General features: G+C 64.6%; 16 protein-coding genes. 5 read left to right on the top strand and 11 right to left on the bottom strand.

The window, feature by feature from the left end:
- The 5 genes from DNJ95_RS18420 to DNJ95_RS18400 all read left to right on the top strand — a co-directional run.
- On the top strand, positions 1–946 hold a 946-nt coding region (locus DNJ95_RS18420), incomplete at its 5' end, for an NAD(P)/FAD-dependent oxidoreductase (RefSeq protein WP_131186175.1).
- Between the two features lie 40 nt (positions 947–986).
- Positions 987–1,331, top strand: coding sequence for a translation initiation factor Sui1 (locus DNJ95_RS18415; protein WP_131186174.1), 345 nt, complete (start codon positions 987–989; stop codon positions 1,329–1,331).
- 61 nt (positions 1,332–1,392) lie between these two features.
- Positions 1,393–3,306, top strand: coding sequence for an arginine decarboxylase (gene speA, locus DNJ95_RS18410; RefSeq protein ID WP_131186173.1), 1,914 nt, complete (start codon positions 1,393–1,395; stop codon positions 3,304–3,306).
- Positions 3,307–3,426: 120 nt separating this feature from the next.
- Entirely contained in the window at positions 3,427–3,927 is a 501-nt protein-coding gene (locus DNJ95_RS18405; protein WP_131186172.1) for an RNA polymerase sigma factor, read from the top strand.
- A gap of 128 nt (positions 3,928–4,055) precedes the next feature.
- Positions 4,056–5,003 (top strand): FecR family protein, encoded by a 948-nt coding sequence (locus DNJ95_RS18400; RefSeq protein WP_131186171.1) that lies wholly within the window; start codon positions 4,056–4,058, stop codon positions 5,001–5,003.
- On the opposite strand, the gene DNJ95_RS18395 is transcribed toward DNJ95_RS18400, so the two are convergent.
- From DNJ95_RS18395 to recN, 11 genes are all read right to left on the bottom strand, one after another.
- Positions 4,987–6,318, bottom strand: a complete 1,332-nt coding sequence (locus tag DNJ95_RS18395) for a tetratricopeptide repeat protein (RefSeq protein ID WP_131186170.1) — start codon at positions 6,316–6,318, stop codon at positions 4,987–4,989. The genes DNJ95_RS18400 and DNJ95_RS18395 overlap by 17 nt on opposite strands.
- Positions 6,319–6,448: 130 nt before the next feature.
- Entirely contained in the window at positions 6,449–9,109 is a 2,661-nt protein-coding gene (locus tag DNJ95_RS18390; RefSeq protein ID WP_165491587.1) for a TonB-dependent receptor domain-containing protein, read from the bottom strand.
- A 282-nt stretch (positions 9,110–9,391) separates the two neighbouring features.
- Entirely contained in the window at positions 9,392–12,064 is a 2,673-nt protein-coding gene (locus DNJ95_RS18385) for a TonB-dependent receptor (protein WP_131186168.1), read from the bottom strand.
- Positions 12,065–12,138: 74 nt separating this feature from the next.
- Positions 12,139–13,131, bottom strand: a complete 993-nt coding sequence (locus DNJ95_RS18380) for a FecR family protein (RefSeq protein ID WP_165491586.1) — start codon at positions 13,129–13,131, stop codon at positions 12,139–12,141.
- A 63-nt stretch (positions 13,132–13,194) separates the two neighbouring features.
- Complete coding sequence (locus tag DNJ95_RS18375; protein ID WP_131186166.1) at positions 13,195–13,698, bottom strand: RNA polymerase sigma factor; 504 nt, start codon at positions 13,696–13,698, stop codon at positions 13,195–13,197.
- Between the two features lie 135 nt (positions 13,699–13,833).
- Entirely contained in the window at positions 13,834–15,186 is a 1,353-nt protein-coding gene (locus DNJ95_RS18370; RefSeq protein WP_131186165.1) for an MATE family efflux transporter, read from the bottom strand.
- Positions 15,187–15,412: 226 nt separating this feature from the next.
- Positions 15,413–15,877: a nucleoside deaminase gene (locus DNJ95_RS18365; RefSeq protein WP_131186164.1), complete on the bottom strand. Its 465-nt coding sequence runs from the start codon at positions 15,875–15,877 to the stop codon at positions 15,413–15,415.
- A 37-nt stretch (positions 15,878–15,914) separates the two neighbouring features.
- Complete coding sequence (locus tag DNJ95_RS18360) at positions 15,915–16,694, bottom strand: ABC transporter permease (protein WP_242671916.1); 780 nt, start codon at positions 16,692–16,694, stop codon at positions 15,915–15,917.
- Positions 16,681–17,484: an ABC transporter ATP-binding protein gene (locus tag DNJ95_RS18355; protein WP_131186162.1), complete on the bottom strand. Its 804-nt coding sequence runs from the start codon at positions 17,482–17,484 to the stop codon at positions 16,681–16,683. The genes DNJ95_RS18360 and DNJ95_RS18355 overlap by 14 nt, the downstream gene beginning before the upstream one ends.
- Positions 17,485–17,489: 5 nt before the next feature.
- Complete coding sequence (locus DNJ95_RS18350) at positions 17,490–18,470, bottom strand: ABC transporter substrate-binding protein (protein WP_131186161.1); 981 nt, start codon at positions 18,468–18,470, stop codon at positions 17,490–17,492.
- A 583-nt stretch (positions 18,471–19,053) separates the two neighbouring features.
- Positions 19,054–20,727: a DNA repair protein RecN gene (gene recN, locus DNJ95_RS18345; RefSeq protein ID WP_131186160.1), complete on the bottom strand. Its 1,674-nt coding sequence runs from the start codon at positions 20,725–20,727 to the stop codon at positions 19,054–19,056.
- Positions 20,728–21,024: the final 297 nt, after the last annotated feature.

Genomic DNA, 21,024 nt, shown 5'->3' with positions numbered 1-21,024 from the left:
GCTTTACCCCTGGCGTTACAGCGAGGCGGTGACGGCGCTGGCGCACTGGTCGCAGGCTTATTATCCGTGCCTGGGGGCCGACCTGCTGGCGGAGACCGGCATCGATCCGCAGGTGCATGAAACAGGGCTCTACTGGCTGGACCTCGAGGATGAGGCCGAGGCCCTGGCCTGGGCCGGCCGCCAGCGCAGGCCATTGATCAAGGTCGCCATGGAGGCCGTGCAGTGTGCGGTGCCGCCGCTGGGGGCGGGGTTTTCTTCGGCGGTCTTCATGGCTGGCGTGGCCAATGTGCGCAATCCGCGGATGTTGCAGTCCCTGCGTTCCGCCCTGCTCAGGCTGCCCAATGCCCGGGTGCTGGAGCACTGCCAGGTCAAGGGTTTCGTGCGCGAGGGCGCGCGCGTGGTGGGTGTCGATACCCTCAAGGGCGAAGTGCGCGGGCAGCGCGTGCTGGTCGCTGCGGGCGCCTGGAGCGGCGAGTTGCTGGCCGGCCTTGGCATCGCCCTGCCGGTGAAGCCGATGAAGGGGCAGATGATCCTCTACAAGTGTGCCGAGGACTTCCTGCCGAGCATGGTGATGGCCCATGGCCGTTATGCGATTCCCCGGCGCGACGGGCATATCCTGGTCGGCAGTACGCTGGAAGATGTCGGCTTCGACAAGCAGCCCTCGGACGAGGCGCTGCACAGTCTCAAGGCCTCGGCCTGCGAACTGCTGCCAGCGCTGGACGGCGCCATGGTGGTCAAGCACTGGGCGGGGCTGCGCCCTGGCTCGCCGGAGGGTATTCCCTATATCGGGCCGGTCGAAGGGTATGAGGGGCTCTGGCTGAATACCGGGCATTTCCGCAATGGCCTGGTGCTGGCGCCGGCTTCCTGCCAGGTATTGCTGGACCTGATCCTGCAACGCGAGGGCGAGATCGATCCGACGCCCTATCTTCCGAACGGTCGGATATGAGATTTTTCAAGCAGAACGGTGGCTGGCAGACGAGGTAGGCGTGGTTAAGAAGGGCAGTTCTTTTTCCGACCTGGGAACCCTGGTGTATTCCACCGATGGCGGCCGCCAGCGGCCGGCGCCCGAGCAGCCGAAGCTGCCCGAGGGCGATGGCATCGCCAGGGTGCGGCGCGAGAGCAAGGGGCGCGGCGGCAAGACGGTGACGACCATCGCCGGGGTGCCGCTGCTGCCGGATGAGCTCAAGGCGCTGGCAGGCGAACTGAAGCGACGTTGTGGTACGGGTGGTTCGCTCAAGGACGGGGTGATCGAGATCCAGGGCGATCATGTCCAGTTGCTGATCGACGAGTTGCTGCGGCGCGGATTCAAGGTGAAGAAGTCGGGCGGTTGAGGCTTTTGCGCATTTGCCGGGTCCAAGCACCCGGATGCATTCATATCGGAAGGAGGCTTCGATGCCTGTACGACGCACGCGCAAAGACGATGGCAGCCAGTGGACCGCGGCGGACAGCCGCAGTGTCTATGGCATCCGCCACTGGGGCGCGGGTTATTTCGCGATCAACGACCAGGGCGGCATCGAGGTGCTGCCGCGAGGGCCGCAGGGAACGCCGATCGCCTTCACGGCGCTGATCGAGCAGTTGCGCGAGGCCGGGTTGTCGCTGCCGTTGCTGGTGCGCTTCCCGGATATCCTACAGGATCGTGTGCGCCAGCTCACCGGCGCCTTCGATGCCAATATCCAGCGGCTGGAGTACGGCGGCCGCTATACCGCGCTGTACCCGATCAAGGTCAACCAGCAGGAAGCGGTGGTGGAGAACATCATCGCCACGCAGAGCGTTTCCATCGGCCTCGAGGCCGGCTCCAAGCCCGAGTTGATGGCCGTGCTGGCGCTGGCGCCGAAGGGCGGCACCATCGTCTGCAACGGCTACAAGGACCGTGAGTTCATTCGCCTGGCGCTGATCGGGCAGAAGCTCGGGCACAGCGTGTTCATCGTCATCGAGAAGGAGTCCGAGGTGGCGCTGCTGATCGAGGAGGCCGCCGAACTCAAGGTGACGCCGCAGATCGGCCTGCGCGTGCGGCTGTCCTCGCTGGCGTCGTCGAAGTGGGCGGACACCGGCGGCGAGCGCTCCAAGTTCGGCCTGTCCGCCGCCCAGTTGCTGGCGGTGATCGAACGCTTCCGCGCCGCGGGCATCGACCAGGGTATCCGCCTGCTGCACTTCCACATGGGTTCGCAGATCGCCAACCTGGCCGATTACCGCCAGGGCTTTCGCGAGGCCATCCGCTATTATGCGGAACTGCGCGCGCTGGGGCTGCCGGTCGACCATATCGATGTCGGCGGCGGCCTGGGGGTGGACTACGACGGCACCCATTCGCGCAATGCCAGCTCGATCAACTACGACATGGACGACTACGCCGGCACGGTGGTGGGTATGCTCAAGGAGTTCTGCGACCGCCAGGAGTTGCCGCACCCGAATATCTTCTCGGAGAGCGGGCGGGCGATGACCGCGCACCATGCGGTACTGGTGATCCAGGTGACGGATATCGAGCGGCACAACGACGAGGTGCCGCAGGTCGACGATCAGCTCGAGTTGCCGGAGATCGTCCGGGCGCTGGTCGACCTGCTCGGCCCGACCGACCCGGAGATGGTCACCGAGACCTACTGGCGCGCCACCCATTACCTGAGCGAGGCCGGCGCGCAGTACGCGGCGGGCAAGCTGTCGCTGGCGCAGAAGGCCCTGGCCGAGCAGAGCTACTACGCCATCTGTCGTCGCCTGTACAACCAGCTCAAGGCGCGCCAGCGCTCGCACCGGGCGGTGCTCGACGAGCTGAACGACAAGCTGGCGGACAAGTACATCTGCAATTTCTCGGTGTTCCAGAGCCTTCCGGACACCTGGGCCATCGAGCAGATCCTGCCGATCGTGCCACTGCAGCGGCTGGACGAGGAGCCGGTGCGCCGCGCCGTGTTGCAGGACCTGACCTGCGACTCGGACGGCAAGGTCAAGCAGTACATCGACGAGCAGAGCATCGAGAGCAGCATGCCGGTGCATGAGGTGCGCCCCGGCGAGGAATACTTCCTCGGCGTGTTCCTGGTCGGCGCCTACCAGGAAATCCTCGGCGACATGCATAACCTGTTCGGCGACACCGACTCGGTCAACGTCTACCAGCGCGAGGACGGCAGCCACTACCACGCCGGTATCGAGACCCACGACACCATCGAGGACATGCTGCGCTACGTGCACCTGTCGCCCGAGGAACTGATGACCTATTACCGCGACAAGGTGGCCGGTGCCCGGCTCAGCGCCAGGGAGCGTACCCAGTACATCGACGCCCTGCGCCTGGGCCTGACCCGTTCTTCCTACCTGACGCCCTGAAGGTAACGGGCCGCTGGGCCGCCGGTGCGAGGAAAGTGTTTCTCGCACCGGCTATCGGGTCTTTGGCCGCCAGTGCTTTATGCGATAATAATTATCGTTTTGTATCTGGAAGCCGTGTCGATGCTGGAAAGACTCTTTGCCGAGTATTCGGGCCGGCTCCGCCGGTATCTGCTGCAAAAAACCCGAGACCCCGAGCTTTCTTCCGATCTGGTGCAGGAAACCTTCGCCCGGCTTGCGCGGCAGCAAGGGCTGGAGGCGATCGAGAACCAGAGCTCCTATGTGTTCCGGACGGCCAACAATCTCCTGGTTGACCATGTGCGGCAGGTGGCACGGAAACGGACCGAGGCTGTTCCCAGCGAGGTGCTGGAGCAGGTCGCCGACGAGGCGCCCGGGACGGAGGAGCATGCCTTGGAGGAGCTGGACCTGATGCGTGTGCGCAAGACGCTGCTCGGGTTGCCGCCGCGGACCCGCGAAATCTTCTATCTGTGCCGTATCAAAGGGATCGCCCAGCACAAGGTGGCCGAACGCCTGGGAGTGTCGCCGAGTACCGTGCAAAAGCATCTGGCGTTGGTCGTGGCCCATGTTTCCAAGGCGCTGGGGCCGCGCCCGAACAGGAAGTGACAATGAGGGTGCGCCAATGGGCCACCTGACATTCCCATGGCATGAATGGCATCTTCCAAGGGGATGACCCCATCCTGATCGTGCATGCGTTTTTTCAATAGAAACTTTAAAGGTTCAGTGATCCAACTGTGAATGATGAAATCGAGCCGGTCGATATCGAAGCCGGGGAATGGGTGGTCAAGGTTCAGCAAGGCGACTTGTCCACCGAGGAGCATGAGCGCCTGAGGCTTTGGCTGGCCCGGGATGACGCACATGCCGATGCCTATGCCAGGGCCGAGCGGGCCTGGCAGGTCACCGCGCTGTTGCGTGACGATCCGGCCTTTGCCGTGCTGCATGAGCGGCCAGCCCGTGGTTGGCGCTGGGCTGCCGTTGCGGCGTTGCTCCTGTCGCTCCTGCCGTTCGCCTATCGGCAGGGTGACGAGTTGTGGCTGAGCCTTTCCAGTGACTATCACAGTGCCCCGCAGCAGGTACGCGAGATCGTGCTGGAGGATGGTAGCCGGGTGGTCCTGGGCAGCCGCAGTGCCATTCGCCTGGACTATGACGATAAGGTCCGGCGGGTCGAGCTGTTGCGTGGCGAGGCGATGTTCCACCCCGCGCCGCGACAGGGCATGGAGCTGCGTCCTTTCAGTGTCGTCAGCGAGGGGCTCGAGGCGACCGCGCTGGGGACCCGCTACCTGGTACGGCGTGGCGCCGACCGGAGTGTCTGGGTGGGCGTGATCGAACACCGCGTGGAGGTCGGGCAACGTGAACCGGCCAGGTCCACCGTGCAGTTGGACGAGGGCCAGAGTATCGGCTACGACCCCCGGAACGGTTTGCGCGCCAGTTCGCTCGACCCGTTTTTCGAGGTGAGCTGGACGCGCGGTGTGCTGACCTTCATGGATACGCCGCTGGATGACCTGCTCGTTCGCCTCAACCAGTACCGTGACAAGCCGGTGGTGCTGCTCAAGCGTGAGTTGGCCGATCATGCGCTCAGTGCGGTATTGCGCCTGGATAACCTGGACAATGCTCCGCAGGCCTTGCAAGGCGAGCTGGCGCTGAGGGTCCTGGAACTGCCCGGCATTACGCTGCTGTACTGACGGTGCCGGGCAGGCCGGATCGTTCGTGCTTGCCCAGTTCCCTGATGCGCCGGGCATAAGGCGCGGCCTTTGCGCTCTGCCGCTGGTTCTGGTACAGCACCAGCAGATTGTTGAGGATGGGCAGCAGTTCGGGGCTGTCGTGGCCGTAGAGGTCTTCCAGCAGTGCCTGGGCTTCGAGGAAATCGGCTTCGGCTTCGCGCAGCCGGCGCTTACGGTAGTTGAGCAAGCCCCGATCGGAAAGTGCCTGGGCCCGATACAGCGGCTGGCTCGGGTTGTCCCGGTGGATCGCCAGGCTGCGTTCGAACAGCTCCCACGCGCCTTTTTCATCTCCCTGACTCTGCTTCAGCCGTCCCAGGCTGGCGATCAGTATGGCGGCCTCGATGCTGTTCTCGCCCTTTTGCCTTTGCACGATGGCCAGGCTGCGCTGAAACAGCGGAGCGGCCTGGGCGTACTCTTCGCGCCGATAGTGCTGCATGGCCAGTTCGTTGAGGTGCTGGGCGATGTCCAGGCTATCCGGGGCGTGCTTTTCCAGGATGGCCAGGGCCTGGCGACGCAGCGAGAGGGTTTCCTCATGCCGCCCCTGCGCTTCGTACTGGCGTGCCAGGCGTTCCAGGCTGGTCGCCACTTCGCCATCGTCTCCCAGGGCCTCGCGCCGCAGGGCCAGCGCCTGCTGCAGAGCCTCGATGGCTGCTTGCCGTCGATCCTGCCGCAGCAGTGCCTGAGCCAGGTCGTCAAGGCTGGCGGCTTGCCAGAGCGGGTCGGGGGGTTCCTGCCCTGCGAGAATGGCCAGGGCCTGGCGGGCGCTGCGTTCAGCGGCCGGGTATTGGCCGCTGGCGAGGTACGAGTGGCCGAGTGCGCCCAGCGCCTTCAATCGCGATGGGGCATCGGCGTCTTTTCGGTGTCGCTGAATGTCCAGGTAGCGTTGCAGGGCATCCATGGCCTGGGGGTGATTCCCGGCGGCCTGGGCCAGCAGCCCCTGGTTGAGCAGCAGCGCGAGTGTATTGTCATGTTCCGGCCCCAGGGCTTTTGTGGCGATGGCCACGGCGCCGCCGATCAGCTCCAGGGCCTGGGTGTGGTTGCCGCGCTCGCTTTCGATCAGCGCCAGGTCGTTCAGGCTGCTGGCGCTGTGCGCCGACTCCTTGCCATGGCTGTGCTGCGCTTCGTCCAGCGCCTGTCTGGCCAGCTCCAGTGCTTCATCGAGGCGGCCGTCCTGCAGGGCCTGGCTGGCCTGGAGCTGCAACTGTCGCCAGTCGGCTGCCGCCAGGGAAAGGGGGAACATCAGGCTGAGGGCGAGAGCGAGCTGGGGAAATCTCATGGGGAAGGCTGATCCGGTAAGGCGAGTGCAGTGGGCCGGCCGCTCATTTCGCGACAGGGCTTTCCAGCGCTGAGCGCAGCGCTCCCCCGTCGGCCCGGGCAGGCCCCTGGGGGAGTGCTGTAGGGCTGGCTCAGAACTTGACGGTAATGGTTCCGCGCGCGGTACGCCCGGGGGATGGCAGGTTGATCGAGGTGGTACCGGCTTCCAGGTAGTAGGTGTCGCGCAGGTTCTCGACGCTCAGGCCCAACTGCAGGTTCTTGTTGACAGCGTAGCTGGCGAACAGGTCGTAGACCGTATAGCCGGCCCAGCCGATCAGGCTGCGATAGCGCATGGGGTCGGAGGTCATGATTGGATCGGATACCTTGTTGACGTTGATCCCGAGCACCAGGGCGCGGTCGAACAGGCGGACGCCGGTGGTGAGGAACTGGCTGGCGCGAGGCATCACCAGCGGGGAGTAGTCGCCGGGCATCCCGGCGCCGGCACCATCCCGGCAGACGACCGGAGCGTTCAGGCCGTTGAGTTGACGGTAGCAGGCCTCGACCTTTTCATAGTGGGTCAGGGCATACTCGGCGAACAGCCAGCCGGCATCGTAGTTCAGCGCCAGTTCCTGGCCCCTGAGCGAGAGTTCTGGAAGGTTGGCGAAGCCGGGGAGGTAGCCGTTGCCATAGATGTAGTTGTCATACTGGTTGTCGAACCAACTGAGCTTGGCTCCCAGCCTGTCACCGTCGGCCAGCAGGCCATTGAAGGCCAGGTTCACCCCGAGCTCGACGTTTTCCGAGGTTTCCGGCTTCAGGCCTTCCGGAGAATTGTCCACGCTGCGCAACAGGCTTTCGCGCATGCTGGGGGCGCGGAAACCTTCGCTGTAGCGTGCATACACTTGCACGCCCTGCCAGGGTTCCAGGGTCAGGCCATAGCTGAGGCTGACATGGCTTTCTTTGTCATCGGTGACAGGTGACGAATAGTTGGCATGGCGAACGTCGGAGCCGCTTTTTTCCATCTTGAAATGGTCGTAGCGCAGGCCGCCGTGCAGGGTCAGCCAGGTGTTGACGGGCAGCTTCAGTTCGGTGAACAGCGCATGCTGGTGTGTTTCTCCAAGTGGGTCGCCACGACCGGCATAGCTGCTGGAGCCGGGGTCGCCGCTTCCGCCGAAGGCAGAGTCGCTGGCCGCGGAGTCGGTTTTCTCCCTGCTCCACTGGCCGCCATAGCTGGCGTTCAGTGTGAACCAGGGCAACGCGATGTGGCTGTCGTTGCCCATGCGCAGGCCCAGCGTCTTGACGTTGTTCTGCTGGTCGTTGCTGCCGCGAAGCTCGTCGGTGTTCACGTACCAGAAGTCGGTTTTCAGGTTCAGTAGCGGGTTGCCCGGTTGCCAGCCGTGGCTGAGGCTGTAGCGCTTCTGGTTGGTTTCGCTGGGTTGAGGAAAGCAGTCACCTATGTTGCCAACCGTGGTGCAGTATGCAGTATCGCGCAGTTCGCCAAAGATGCTGCGGTAGTGGTTGTAGGTAAACTCGAGTTTCTGGTCAGCCGGGAGGTGCAGTTTGCTTTTAAACAGGATGGTTTCCGTATCCTGATGACTCAGTATGTCGTCACCTGGTTGTTTTGCGGATAAGCCCAGGGTTGTATTTTGTTGGTAATTAACATAGGTAGCTCTACCGCGCTCACCAGCAGCATAGTTCCCTGACCAACGATGACTATGCCCGGCAACCAACTCAAGATTATCAAACGGCTGCCAGGCGCCAATAATGCTGCCGGAGGCGTTGATATCAGGATAACGCCCAGTCTCATGCGTCCGGCGATCGTCATAGACATAAGGTGTGCCATTCCAGTCATAGGTGTAAGTCGTATTGTTGATACAGGCGTTGTAGCGCAGAGAGTTCACCGCATTGGGGTTGGAAGTTGCGCTGACGTTGCAGTAGTTGAATCTCTCCAGATCGTCGCTGGTGTTGTTGCCGTACATGCCCTTGAGCTGGATGCCCCAGTTCTTGTCCGTATCGGTGAGCAGGTCTTGCACGCCCAGGGTACGCATGCGGATGGTGCCGCCGATTGCGCCGCTGGTGCTGGACGGGCCTTTCTCCACGTCGATGGCTGCGAGGAAGTCGGGATCGACGAAGCTGTTGTCCTTGTTGCCGCCATAACCCTTGTAGGCGCTGGATACCGCCTCGGTGCCGTCCACCAGCACCTTGACCCGGCCCATGCCCTGCATGCCGCGTACGTTCGGTTCGATACCGACGCCGTTGCGTGCGTTGCCCACCATGACTCCGGGAATGCCCTTGAGAATGTCGCCGGGGGAGCTGTAGGGCACGCGCTCGAGCCGTTCCCGGTCGACCTGGAATACCGCCTTTGGCGTGGTGTAGATGCTGGACTGGCCGCTGTCATCGCTGCCGCTGATGGAGATCGTCTGTATCTGCAGTGCCCCGTCCTCCTGGCCCGGGGGCGCCGCCGTGACCAGGCGTATGCGGAGGTTCTCCCGATCACCGAGCAACTGGTAGCCGATGCCGCTGTCTTGCAGCAGGTGCTGCAGGCCGGATTCTACCGAATAGCGGCCGGACAGCCGTTGGCTGAAGTGCCGGCCGATGTCCGGATTGTCCAGGACTATTTCCAGGCCGGACTGTTCGGCGAACAGCAGCATGGCATTGTTCAATGGCTGGGCGGGGATGTCGAAGTCGTGCACTTGTCGCTCGGCATGGGCGACCATGGGCGTCATGCCCAGGTAACTGCCGGTCAGTAGCGCCAGCCCGAAGCGGATGCCTATGGCCAGTCGGTGCATGCGTGGAGAAGGGCGAGTATGCCGCATCAGTAGTTCCTTGATCATTGGCGAATGATAGATGTTTGCGTTGGCGGAACTAAGGACGCTGTTTGCGGCTGGAGTTGGTAAGATCGTTATTGAATATTGATCTTGTTTCTTATGATCTTATTCGCCGTTGGTCATGGGGCGGATGTGCCCGGACGATCCTGGCGCGTATGGCGGACCGGTTGGAAGGAGCCCGTTGGCTGGCGCTCTCCGGAAGGGTCGGTACGGCGTGATTGGCAATGCCCCGGGCAGGCGTCACCTGCCCGGGGCTGCCGGGATGAAGGGTCAGAAGCGGTATTCGACGCTGCCCTGCACGGTACGGCCACGGCCCAGGGTGTAGGCGAGGTAGTCACCGTATTGGGTGATGTAGGCCACGTTGGTCAGGTTCTCCACCGAGCCGCGCACGGTCAGGCTGTCGGTCAGCTTGAAGCTGGCATAGAGGTCGTACAGGGTGTAGGCCTCCCAGTCGGCGTTGTAGATGTTGGAGATGTAGCCGCCATTGTTGTTGGTGCGCAGGTCGGACTTGTAGCCGGGGGTGTAGCGGATGGTCACGCCGGCGTCCAGGCGCTGGTCGAAGGCGCGTCCACCCAGTGTCAGCGAACCGCGGTCGCCGGGGCGTTGCTGGGTCGAGGTGAAGGCCTGGGCCATCAGGCAGTTGGAGTTGTTGGCGTCGTCGAGGTCGACTTCATAGTAGTTCCCGCGCCCACCTCCCACCGTGGTGCCGCCGCCCAGGTAGCGCATGGTCGAGCAGAATTCGTTCTCGCCGATCATGCGTGTCCAGGTCAGGTCGGTATAGGCGAAGCCCGCGTCGTAGTTGAGCTGGAACTCCAGCCCGCGGAAGCGCATCTGCGCCTGGTTGTTGACATAGGCGGTGTAGCCCAGCGAGCAGCCGTTGTAGCCGGGAATGCAGCGGTTGATGGCCTGGTAGATGTAGTTGTCGATCGTGCTGTCGAACCAGGCCAGCTTGGTTGCCAGGCGGTCGCCTGGCATGAACAGGCTGCTGTTGAGGGTATTGAAGCCCACTTCCCACGAGCGGGAGCGTTCCGGCTCGAGGAACGGGTTGGGGTAGAGCGTATCGGAGGTGTGGGCGCTGCCGGCCGCCAGGCTTTCCGTGGTGGCGGCGGGGCGCCAGGCCTTGCCGTAGTTGGCGAACAGTTCCAGCCAGTCGATGCCGGGCTTGATACCGATGGCCAGGGTTGGCGAGAGCTTGCCTTCTTCACGGTCGACATCGAAGGGCAGCCAGGTGTTCACCGATCCCGGGCACAGGGCGATGCTGCGTGCGGTACAGGGGTTGTCGACGGTGAACGGCAGTTTCTTGTAGTTCAGGCCGGTGTTGCCGCGCAGGTGATAGCGGTCGTAGCGCAGGCCGGCCTGGATGTTGAGCCAGTCGTCGTAGCTGTAGTCCAGGCTGGCGAACAGGCTGGACATGGTGCGTTTCCCGGCAGGCGTCACGTTGCTGGCCACTTCGCGGGTGGAGTCGCTGCTGGCCTTGTCGTGGAAGATGTCGAGGCCGTAGTTGGCACTCAGCTTGTGGCCGTCCGCGCTCGAAATCAGCTGCGAGGTGTTGTCCAGTTGCAGGCCGTAGGTCCGCACGCGCGTGTCGATCTGGTAGCGCAGGGCGCTGCTGACGACATCACTGTCATCGTCTGTGTCCACGTGGTAGAGCTTGGCCTTGAGGTCCAGCCAGTCGTTGTCCTGTGGTTGCAGGCTGTAGTCCAGCGCGAGGTTGCGCGCCAGTACGTTGCTCTTGCCGGCGTAGCTCCAGGCCGGGTCGGTGTTGCCCAGGGTGCCGGCGTTGGGCGAGGACACCTGGGTCTGCAGGTAGCTCAGTTGCACGCGCTGGTCGCCGGGCAGGTTCAGGCCGAACTTGGCCATGCGCGAACGCATGGTGTATTCGGAATACAGCACTTCGCTCTTGACCCGGTCGAGGAACTGCGCGCGACTCGCATCGTTCATCAGGTCGGAAATACGGATGCCACTGATGTCGCCATGCTTGCCGGGGGTGTAGTTGCCCAGGTGGCGTTCGCTGGCGCCGAGCAGGATGTCGCCGATGTCGTTGCCCATGGCGAACAGGCCGCTACCGATGAAGTGGGTGCCGTTGCTGCCGCTGGTGGCGCTCAGGCGTCCGCCGACTTCCTTGCCTGGTTCGAGAAACTCGCGGGCGCCGTAGGTGCTGAAGGTGGTGATGCCGCCTGCGGCGCCGGCCCCGCCGACGCCACTGCTCGGGCCCTTGGCGACGGTCACTGCGGACAGCAGTTCCGGATCGATGTACATCTGCCCGTTGCGCTGGCCATGGCCACTCTTCTGGAAGTTCTGCCGCATGCCGTCGATGTTCATGTTGACCCGGCCATAATCCTGGATGCCGCGGATGTTCACTGACAGGGCGGGGTCCTGCTGGCTGACCGAGGAGTAGACCCCGCTGGTCTGTTCGAGCATGTCGGCGGCGTGGCGCGCCGGGCGGCGGTCCAGTTGCTCACGGTCGATCACGGCCACCGAGCGTGGTGCCTCGTAGACCCAGTCGTTCGGGCTGCCGGACTGGATCTCGATATGCCCCAGGTGAATGGCTCGCGAGGACGCGGAGGGCAGGTCGAACAACTGGACGCCAGGGCGCTTGCCGGTTTGCTGCTGGCTGTAGCCGATGCCGGTGCCGGCCAGCAGCCGTTGCAATCCCTGCTCAATCGAGTACTGGCCTTGCAGGGCGGCGGATTCCAGGCCATTCAGGTCGACTTCAGCGAGCAGCAGGTCGATGCCGGCCTGGCTGGCGAAATGCAGCAAGGCTTCACGCAGGGGTTGGGGCGGGATGTCGAACGACAGCGTGCGTGCCAGCGCATTCCGGGGGGCTTCGCTGGCGGCCGGTGGCGTTGCCTCCCGGGCCTGGCTTGGGGATGCCGCGCAGGTGGCGAGAATGCCCAGGCCCACGGCGCGGGCCAACGGACCGATCTTCATCTGTTGCATCATTGTTCCTCTGTCATGCTAGTGAAAATGCCTTGCATTAGCGTTGACGGGTGATGCACAGAGTCAGGTAAAAATAATTATTCTCTTTCGTGTCCGGGCCGTGGGCTGTCTTGCTGCATCAGCAAAGTGAGGCCTGGCAGGCGCATGACCTTCAGGCCATGCTGCGTGGCCAGCCGGTCCAGCCCGTTTTCCAGGTTATCGAGGTGCAGCAGGCCGCTCACCGGGGTATCGGCCTGTTCGCCTTCGAGCAGTTTCAGCAGGCCGGGCCGGAATACGGCGATGCGTTCCAGCGCATGGGCCAGGGGTTCCTGGCGGAACTCCAGTACGCCACGGCTCCAGTCCGCAGCCATGCGGGGGTCATCATCGAGGCGCTGTATGCCGGATGTCCTGCTGTAGCGGGCGGCCTGGCCCTGCTCGAGTTCTTCACGCTGCTCGCCCAGGCTCACGGCCACCCTGTGTTCGAGAATACCGACCCAGGTGCCGGCCGAGCCTTCATCCCGGACCAGGAAACGGGTCCCCAGTGCTTCGGAGCGGCCATCGGCGTTTTCCACGACGAAGGGCCTCGGTTCCCCGGTGTTGATCGGGGCCGGCTCGAACAGCGCTTCCCCGCGCAGCAGCCGCACCCGGCGTGTATCGCGGTCGTAGGCCACGTCCAGGGCCGTATGGCTGCCAAGGTGGATAGTGCTGCCATCGTCGAGCTGGATGGTGCGTATTTCGCCGCTGGCGGTGCGGTGTTCCGCCAGCATGGGCGGGAGTTCCTCGCTGGCGAAAAAGCCCAGGGTCATGGCCAGCAGGCTTGCCGCGACCGCCCCCCAGTGCGCACGGCGCCGAGGGCGCCAGGCGGCTCTGCGAGGGGCCTCGCGCCGTTGCGCTGTCGTCGTGCGCGGCGCCGCAACGGGCAATTCGGCGGCCAGGGCCCAGACCATCTCCGCCTCGGCCAGTGCGTCCGCATGCCGGGGGTCGGCCTGCAGCCACTGTTCCAGGGCATGGAAGTCATGTTCACCGAGCGCTTCCATGTTCTGGCGCATCGCCCACTCCGCCGCTTGCAGGTGGATGTGTTCGTCACTCATCGGCCATTCTCTTTTTTCTGCCATGAAGGGTAAGACGGCTGTGACGCGCATTCGAGTAAAAGATCATCGGCGTTCCCCTGAGCGCGCGACGAGAAAGGCGATCGCCATGGTCAGGTGTTTCTGTACCGAACTGACCGAGATACCCAGTTGTTGCGCGGCCTCCGAATAACTCAGGCCTTCGAGGCGGCACAGCCGGAAAACCTCGAAGCTGCGCGGCGGCAACTCGCGCAGGGCGTCCTGCAGCCGTTCCAGGCGCTGGTAGGCTTCTACCCGCAGATCGGGGCCGGGGGATTCGTCGAAGATGTCTTCCAGAGCCGAGTCGCCAACCTGCTCGGTGCGTGCCTGGTTGTGATTGCGGCGGTGGTCGATCAGCAGGTGGTTGGCGATGGTGAACAGGTAGGACAGTGGGTTGTCCGGCAAGGGTTCGTCCCGTTGCAGCAGCCGTGCGAAGCACTCCTGGGTCAGGTCCGCCGCCAGTTCCGGCTGGCGTGTCTTGAGCAGCAGATAACGGCGTAGCCGCCCCGAGTATTCGGCATAGATGCGCTCGACTTCTTTTTCTGAGGTCATGTAGTGCCGTGGGTCGTTCTGCCAGGATTGCAATGGTATTGTTTCTCATTTTCAGGCTGGCAGGCAAGTGGACAACTGGGGCGAAGGGAGCGGAAACGGCAGGTCGCCGCGTGGGCCTTTGACGGCCCCCGCCGATCAAGCCTGCCGGGGATCGCCGAACCAGGCATCGGCACGTTGCAGGCGCAGGGCGATCAGCCCCAGGCAGACGCCGCGCAGCAGCATGAAGGCGAGAAAGGCCAGCCACAGTCCATGATTGCCCAGCGGCTGCAGGCTCCAGGCCAGGGGCATGGCCAGGAGGAATGCGCCGAGCATGGCGTTGCGCATTTCCCTGGCGCGTGTCGCGCCGATGAACAGGCCGTCGAGCAGGTAGCTCCAGACCGCGATCAGCGGCAGTGCGGCCAGATAGGGCAGGTAGGCGAAGGCCGCCTGGCGCACTTCGGCGATATCGGTCTGCATCTGGATGAACAGGTGCCCGGCGCCGAGGAAGAACAGTCCGAACGTCAGGCTGATCAGCAGCGACCAGCCCCCCGCCACGACCAGTACGCGCCAGAGTTGCAGGCGCTTGCGCGCGCCGATGGCATGCCCGCTCAGGGCCTCCAGGGCATGAGCCAGGCCGTCCAGTGCATGGGCCGTCAGCAGCAGCCCGTTGAGCAGCAGGGCGTTGGCGGCCACGGTGGCATCGCCGAGCCGCGTGCCCTGTATGGTCAGGCCGAGGAATACCAGTTGCAGCGCCAGCGAGCGGATGAAGATGTCCCGGTTGACGCTCAGCAGGGGGTGCCAGTTGCGCCATTGGCGCAGCGCCTGCCAGTCCGCCCGCCCCTGGTAGCGGCGCAGGGCCGGGCGGGTCAGGCAGAGGCCGAGCAGGGCACCGCTGTATTCGGCGATGACCGAGGCCCAGGCCGCGCCGGGCACGCCCCAGGAGAAACCGAGGATGAACAGCAGGTCGAGCAGGATGTTGATCAGGTTGGTGACCAGCAGGATGGCCAGCGGCGCGCGGGCGTTCTGCGTGCCGAGGAACCAGCCGATCAGGGCGTAGTTGGCCAGGGCCGCGGGCAGGCCGAGCAGGCGGATATGGAAGAAGTCAGTGGCAAGGCTGTTCAGCTCGGCGGAGGGTTGCATCAGGTACAGCAGCGCCTGCTTGAACGGCAGGGCGCAGAGGCCGAGCAACAGGGCCAGGGCGCCTGCCAGCAGCAGCCCCTGCCACAGTATCTGGCGCAGCGCGGCACCATCCCCGCGGCCACTGGCCTGGGCGGCGAAGCCGGTGGTGCCCATGCGCAGGAAGCCCATCGACCACACCAGCAGGGTATAGAGGCTGCCACCCACGGCAACCGCCGCCAACTGGTGGGCATGGGGCAGGTGGCCGACCACGGCGCTGTCCACCAGTACCATCAGCGGCACCGACAGGTTGGAGAGGATCATCGGCGTGGCCAGCGCCCAGACCCTGCGATGGGTCGGTCGGTGGCGCCAGGCGGTGGACAGGTGCAACATCGGGGCCTCCGGAGCGGCCCGCGACTATACGCCGATCGTGGGGTACCGAGAAAGGCGCGATGCGCCGCTGTTCACGCCCGGCCCGTGGCCGCACGTATACGATGCCGGCAGGTTGACCCGAACGCCCCGTCGGTCAACACACTTTTACCAGCCCACATCGCAACTGAAGCAGGGCATATGCCTGTTCGGGGGTGAAGACGGGCGCATGCTGCCGCCCCGGCGTCGTTCACCAGACGCCGTCATGCAGGCTGGCCGCCTCTTCCTCGAGCAACGGCCCCAGCACTTCCACCGAGCGCTGGCCGCTGTCGAATACCAGCCGGCAGGGCAGGTCGAGGGTGGGGTTTTCCGGATGGTCGCCGGTGATGCTCTTCAGGCGCCGTTCCGATAGGCCGTAGACCACCCGGCCGATACCGGCCCAGTAGGCGGCACCGGCGCACATGGCGCAGGGCTCGGCGGACGTGTAGAGCGTGCAACGGGAGAGGAACTCCGGTGTGTAGCGGGTCGAGGCGCGGGTCATCAGCACGCGCTCGGCGTGGCCGGTCATGTCGCGGTCTGGCAGGAAGGCGTTGCCTTGCTCCAGCAGCACCTCGCCGTCCGGCCCGGCCAGCAGGGCGCCGAACGGGTGGGTACCTTCTTCCCTGGCCCGGCGGGCCACGGCGAAACTCTTGCGCAGCAGATCGAGGTCGTTCATACCGGTGCTCCTCCTGATGGGCCGCTTTTCATGGGGTTCAGTGCTGCGCCTTGGGCAGGCTCCAGGGGAACAGCAGTTTCTGCGTCAGGCCGACCAGGTGGAACAGCGTCAGGCTGATCACTACCAGCAGCAGCAGCGCGGCGAAAGCCTGCGGTACCTGGAACATGGATGTGGCGAAATTGATGAAGTAGCCCAGGCCTTTCTCCGCCGCGACGAACTCGGCGACCACCGCACCGATCACCGCCAGGGTTATCGAGATGCGCAGTGCCGCGAACAGGTGCGGGATGGCGTAGGGCAGGCGGATGTTGCGATATTCCCGGGTGCGCGAGGCGCCCAGGGAACGCGACAGTTCTATCAGTTCCTCCGGGGTGGCGAGCAGGCCGGTGACGCAGGACACCACGATCGGGAAGAAGGCGATCAGGAAGGTGATGAACACCCGTGGCAGGTCGCCGGCGCCCATCACCACCACTATGATCGGCGCCACCGCGACGATGGGGGTGGACTGCACGATCACCAGCAGTGGGTAGAGCGTGCGCGACAGCAGTTTCGACGAGGTCAGGACGATGGCCAGCGGAATGCCGATCAGGATCGACAGGGCGTAGCCCAGCAGCGTGACCCTCAGGGTCGCCCAGATATGCTCGCTCCAGACACCGATGCCCAGTTGCCAGGCGGCCTGGGCGATGGCCGAGGGCGAGGGCAGTACGAAGTCGGGCAGCTCGAACAGGCGGCAGGCCCCCTCCCAGAGCAGCAGCAGGGCGACCAGGGCAAGCCAGGGCGCGAAACGCTCTGCCGCCTGGCGGGGGTTAAAGGCCGACATGGCGCGAGAAGACTTGGCGGCGGATGTGGTTGGCGAGCTCATTGAAGCGTGGCTCCGTCAGTGTTTCCAGGGACCGCGGGCGCGGCAGGTCGACATCGATGATTTCCCGTACCCGGCCGGGTCGCGCCGACATCACCAGGATGCGGTCGGCCAGCAGCAGGGCTTCGGGAATCGAGTGGGTGATGAAGAACACGGTCTTCGGGCGCTGGGTCCAGATGTTCAGCAGCTCCAGGCTTAGTTCATCGCGGGTCAGGGCATCGAGGGCCGAGAAGGGTTCGTCCATCAGCAGGATTTCCGGGTCATGCAGCAGGGCGCGGGCGATCGCCGCGCGCTGCTGCATGCCGCCGGACAGTTCGTCCGGGCGTTTACCGGCGAAATTGCCGAGGCCGACCATTTCCAGCAACTCTTCGCCACGCTCGACTTCCTGCGGGCTGACCCGCCCGTACTTGTGGCGCATGGGAAAGGTCAGGTTGTCGCGGATGCTCAGCCAGGGCAGCAAGGTCGGCTTCTGGAAAACGATGCCGATCTCTTCCCGTGGTTCGGTCACCGGCAGGCCGTAGATTTCCACCTGGCCATGGGTCGGCCGCACCAGCCCGGCGAGAATGCGCAGCAGGGTCGACTTGCCGCAGCCGGAGGGGCCGATGACGGCGATGAACTCGTGGCGCTGGATTTCGAAGCTGGTGTTCTCCAGGGCCACCACCTCACTGCCGTCGGAGGAGGTGAAGACCTGGCCGACCCGGTCGAAGACGATGCTGGGGCGTTCCTGTTGCATGGCGGCTGCGGCGTTCATGGTGGTCACTCGCTGAAACGGCTATCGACGACGCTGCTCGGGTCGAGGCGGTCGAGAGGGATTTCCTGGGCCTTGGCGACCCATTCCCAGGTGATGGCCAGGCGCTTGCCGTCGAAGCTGGTGTTGCCTTCGCTGGCGCTGATTTCGTTGTCCATCAGTGGAATGGAGGCGCGCAGTTGTTCCTCGGCCTGCTGCAGGTCGACTTCCGCGACGCGTTTCTTCAGTGCGGCGGCCGCGGCGGCCGGGTCGGCGATCGCCTGGGCCTGTGCCTTGCGGTAGGCGCGGACGAATTTCTTCGCCACTTCCGGGCGGCTTTCGAGGAAGCGCTGCGAGGCGACCAGGGACAAGCCGTAGCCCTCGAAACCGTACTCCGACCAGGGCAGGACGCTCAGCTTGTTGCCGTTCTTTGCCAGCGCGCGGGAAAAGCCTGGCGCCACGGTCACCCAGTTGATGGTGGCCTGTACCTTACCGGTGGCCAGCATCGGCGCCAGGGCGCCGGGGTCGAGCTTGAGCAGCTTGACGCTGCCCGGCTCGATGCCGTTGCGCTCCAGCAGCAGCGGCCAGACCACGTTGGAGGCGGAGAAGGTCGGGGTGGCGACGGTCTTGCCGACGATGTCCGCCAGGCTGGTGATTCCCGAGCCTTCGGCGGTGAACAGCGCGTCCGGCTGTTTGTTGTAGATCGGGGCGACGGCCTTGACCGGCACTTCGCCCTGGGCCCTGGCCTGCAGCAGGGCGGCCAGGCCGGCGCTGCCGATATCGGCGCTGTTGGTGGCCAGCTTGGTGATCACGTCGCTGCCGCCGCGAGCGCTGCCGATCTCCACCTCGATGCCTTCCGCCGCGAACAGGCCGGACTCCACTCCCAGGTAGATGACCGCCTTGTCACCGGCCGGAAGCCAGTCGTTGAGCCAGCGCACCTTGTCGCTGGCCAGGGTGTGGGTGGAGAACAATCCCAGTAGCGTAGCGGTGACCAGGGCTTTCTTGAGCATGGAAGAATCCTTCTGCGAATGACGGGCTTGCAGCGAGTATCCGGGGTGTTTTGCGTACGCAAAAGAAGAGAATATCGAGCATGATGATGCCGAAAAAGCATCAGGTGGCATTGCTGTATGTTGGTGCGCGAAAGGCCCTGGAATGGGGCGTGTGCCGAGCGTTGAAGAGCATGGGGCGAGGTCTGGATACGGGGTTTTCGCGGGAGTCGGCTGCGCTTTTCTGGTGCATGCTGGCGAGGGTAGGGGCGTGGAGTTTTTCCCTGTGCCGGCGCCTGCCGTTGCAGGCCGTCCCGCGAAGCGCCTTGCCGGCAGCGCTCATTCGCGAGCGCAGGCCGCCGTAGGGGGCTGCCAGGTGCGCATCGGCTTCTTGGCTCGGGGGGGCACGGCGCACCCGGGGCGATCGCGCTATGCACGGTAAACAGCCTCCGGCGCTTTTATCGAAGCACCTTGCCGGTGAATAACGGTATAGCGCGATCGCCCCGGGCGCACCCTGCCTGGACCCGATAGTCGGTATCTTCAGGGAAACCGAGCCAATTCACGCAAACGCGCGGGTAAGCGATCGTGAGCGGATACTTGGCGATCTTTATGCCTGTGCGGCTTCGACCATCTGCCGGGCATGGGCCAGGGATTGTTCGGTGAGGTCCACGCCACCGAGCATGCGGGCTATTTCCTCGATACGGCGGTCATCCCGCAGGGTACTGACCGCGGTGCGGGTTTCATCCTGGCCACGGGCCTTGTGCACGAACAGGTGATGATGGCCCTGGGCGGCGACCTGGGGCAGGTGGGTGACGGTCAGGACCTGGCCGCGCTCGCCCAGGCGACGCAGCAGCAGGCCGACGATTTCCGCCGTCGGGCCACCGATACCGACATCCACTTCATCGAAGACCAGGGTCGGCGTACGGGAGGTCTGGGCGGTGATCACCTGGATCGCCAGGCTGATACGCGACAGTTCGCCACCGGAGGCCACCTTGGCCAGGGCGCGGGGCGGCTGGCCGGGGTTGGCGCTGACGAGGAATTCGACTTGTTCCAGGCCCTGGGGCGGGTTGTCGTCGGGGGCCGTTGCCTTGAGCTGGATGCGGAACTTTCCGCCCGGCATGCCCAGGCGCTGGATTTCCTCTTCCACGGCTCGCGCCAGGGGTTCCGCCGCGGCCAGGCGGCTGGCGCTCAGTGCCTGGGCCTTTTCCGCGTAGTCGCAGGCCAGGCTGGACAGTTCCTGTTCCAGGCGGGCGATGCTTTCATCGTCGGCGTTGAGGCTTTCCAGCTCTTCCAGCAACTGTTGCTGCAGGCCGCAGAGCTCGCCGGGCTGCACGCGGTGCTTGCGCGCCAGCGTGTAGATGCTGTCCAGGCGTTCCTCGAGGAACTGCTGGCGCTGCGGGTCGGCGTCGAAATGGTCGAGGAAGCGGTTGAGTTCGCCCATGGCTTCCTCGATCTGGATCTGCGCACTGGCCAGCAGGTTGCCGGCTTCGCCGAGGGCGCCGGCGGGGTTCTGGATGCTGCCGAGGCGTTGCAGGCTGGCATTGAGCAGGGACAGCACGTTGCCGGCGTCGTTTTCGCTGCAGATATCCAGTACCTGCTGGCAGGTGCCGAGCAATTGCCCGGCATTGGCCAGGTTGCGGTGCTCCTGTTCGAGCTGTTCCAGTTCGTCCTCCCCCAGGGAGAGGTTTTCCAGCTCTTCCAACTGGTAGCTGAGCAACTGGTGGCGGGCGCGTTGTTCCTCGCCGCTGTCGCTCAGGTGCTGCAGTTCCTGGTTGACCTGGCGCCAGCGCAGGGCGGCCTGTTGGGCCTGGCGAGCGAGTTCCTGGCTGCCGCTGTACTCGTCGAGCAGGCGCCGATGGGTATCGGGTTTCAGCAGCGACTGGTGCTCGTGCTGGCTGTGGATGTCGATCATCAGTTCGCCCAGGGCCTTGAGGTCGCTCTGGGGGCAAGGGGTGCCATTGATATAGCAGCGGGAACGGCCCTCGGCGGTGATGACCCGGCGCAGGATGCAGGGGCCGTCGTGCTCCATGTCGCGCTCGGCCAGCCAGGCGCGGGCGTCGGGTATGTCCTCGAGGTCGAAGCTGGCGAGGATATCGGCCTTGTCCGCACCGGCGCGCACCGCGCTGCTGTCGCTGCGATCGCCCAGCGCCAGGCCGAGGGCGTCGAGCATGATCGACTTGCCGGCCCCGGTTTCGCCACTGATCACGCTCATGCCGCGCTGCAGTTCGAGGTCGAGGTGCTCGACGATGGCGTAGTTGCGGATGGACAGATGAACCAGCATGGCGAGGCTCCTGAATGGATTTGCTGGGTATTTATACAGTGCCTGCGGGGCGGCTTCAAGCGGCAGAGGCGATCGCGCTATGCCGTTATTCACCGGCAAGGCGCTTCGATAAAAGCGCTGGAGGCTGGAAAGCTGGACGGGAAACACTGGTGGCCACGCGCTTTTGTCCAGCCTCATTACGCCTTGGCGCGTGAGCAAAGCAGCGTGCGGAGCATGGGCGGGCAATGACGGGCCCCATCGCCCAGATGTTGAAGAGTGAGCCTGCCTGCGCTGCCCCATGTCGTCGCGTGAAAAACG

This window comes from Stutzerimonas kirkiae, assembly GCF_004327335.1.
Lineage (GTDB): Bacteria > Pseudomonadota > Gammaproteobacteria > Pseudomonadales > Pseudomonadaceae > Stutzerimonas > Stutzerimonas kirkiae.
Note: the sequence above shows the minus strand (reverse complement) of the source record. Positions and strands in the feature narration are given on the sequence as shown.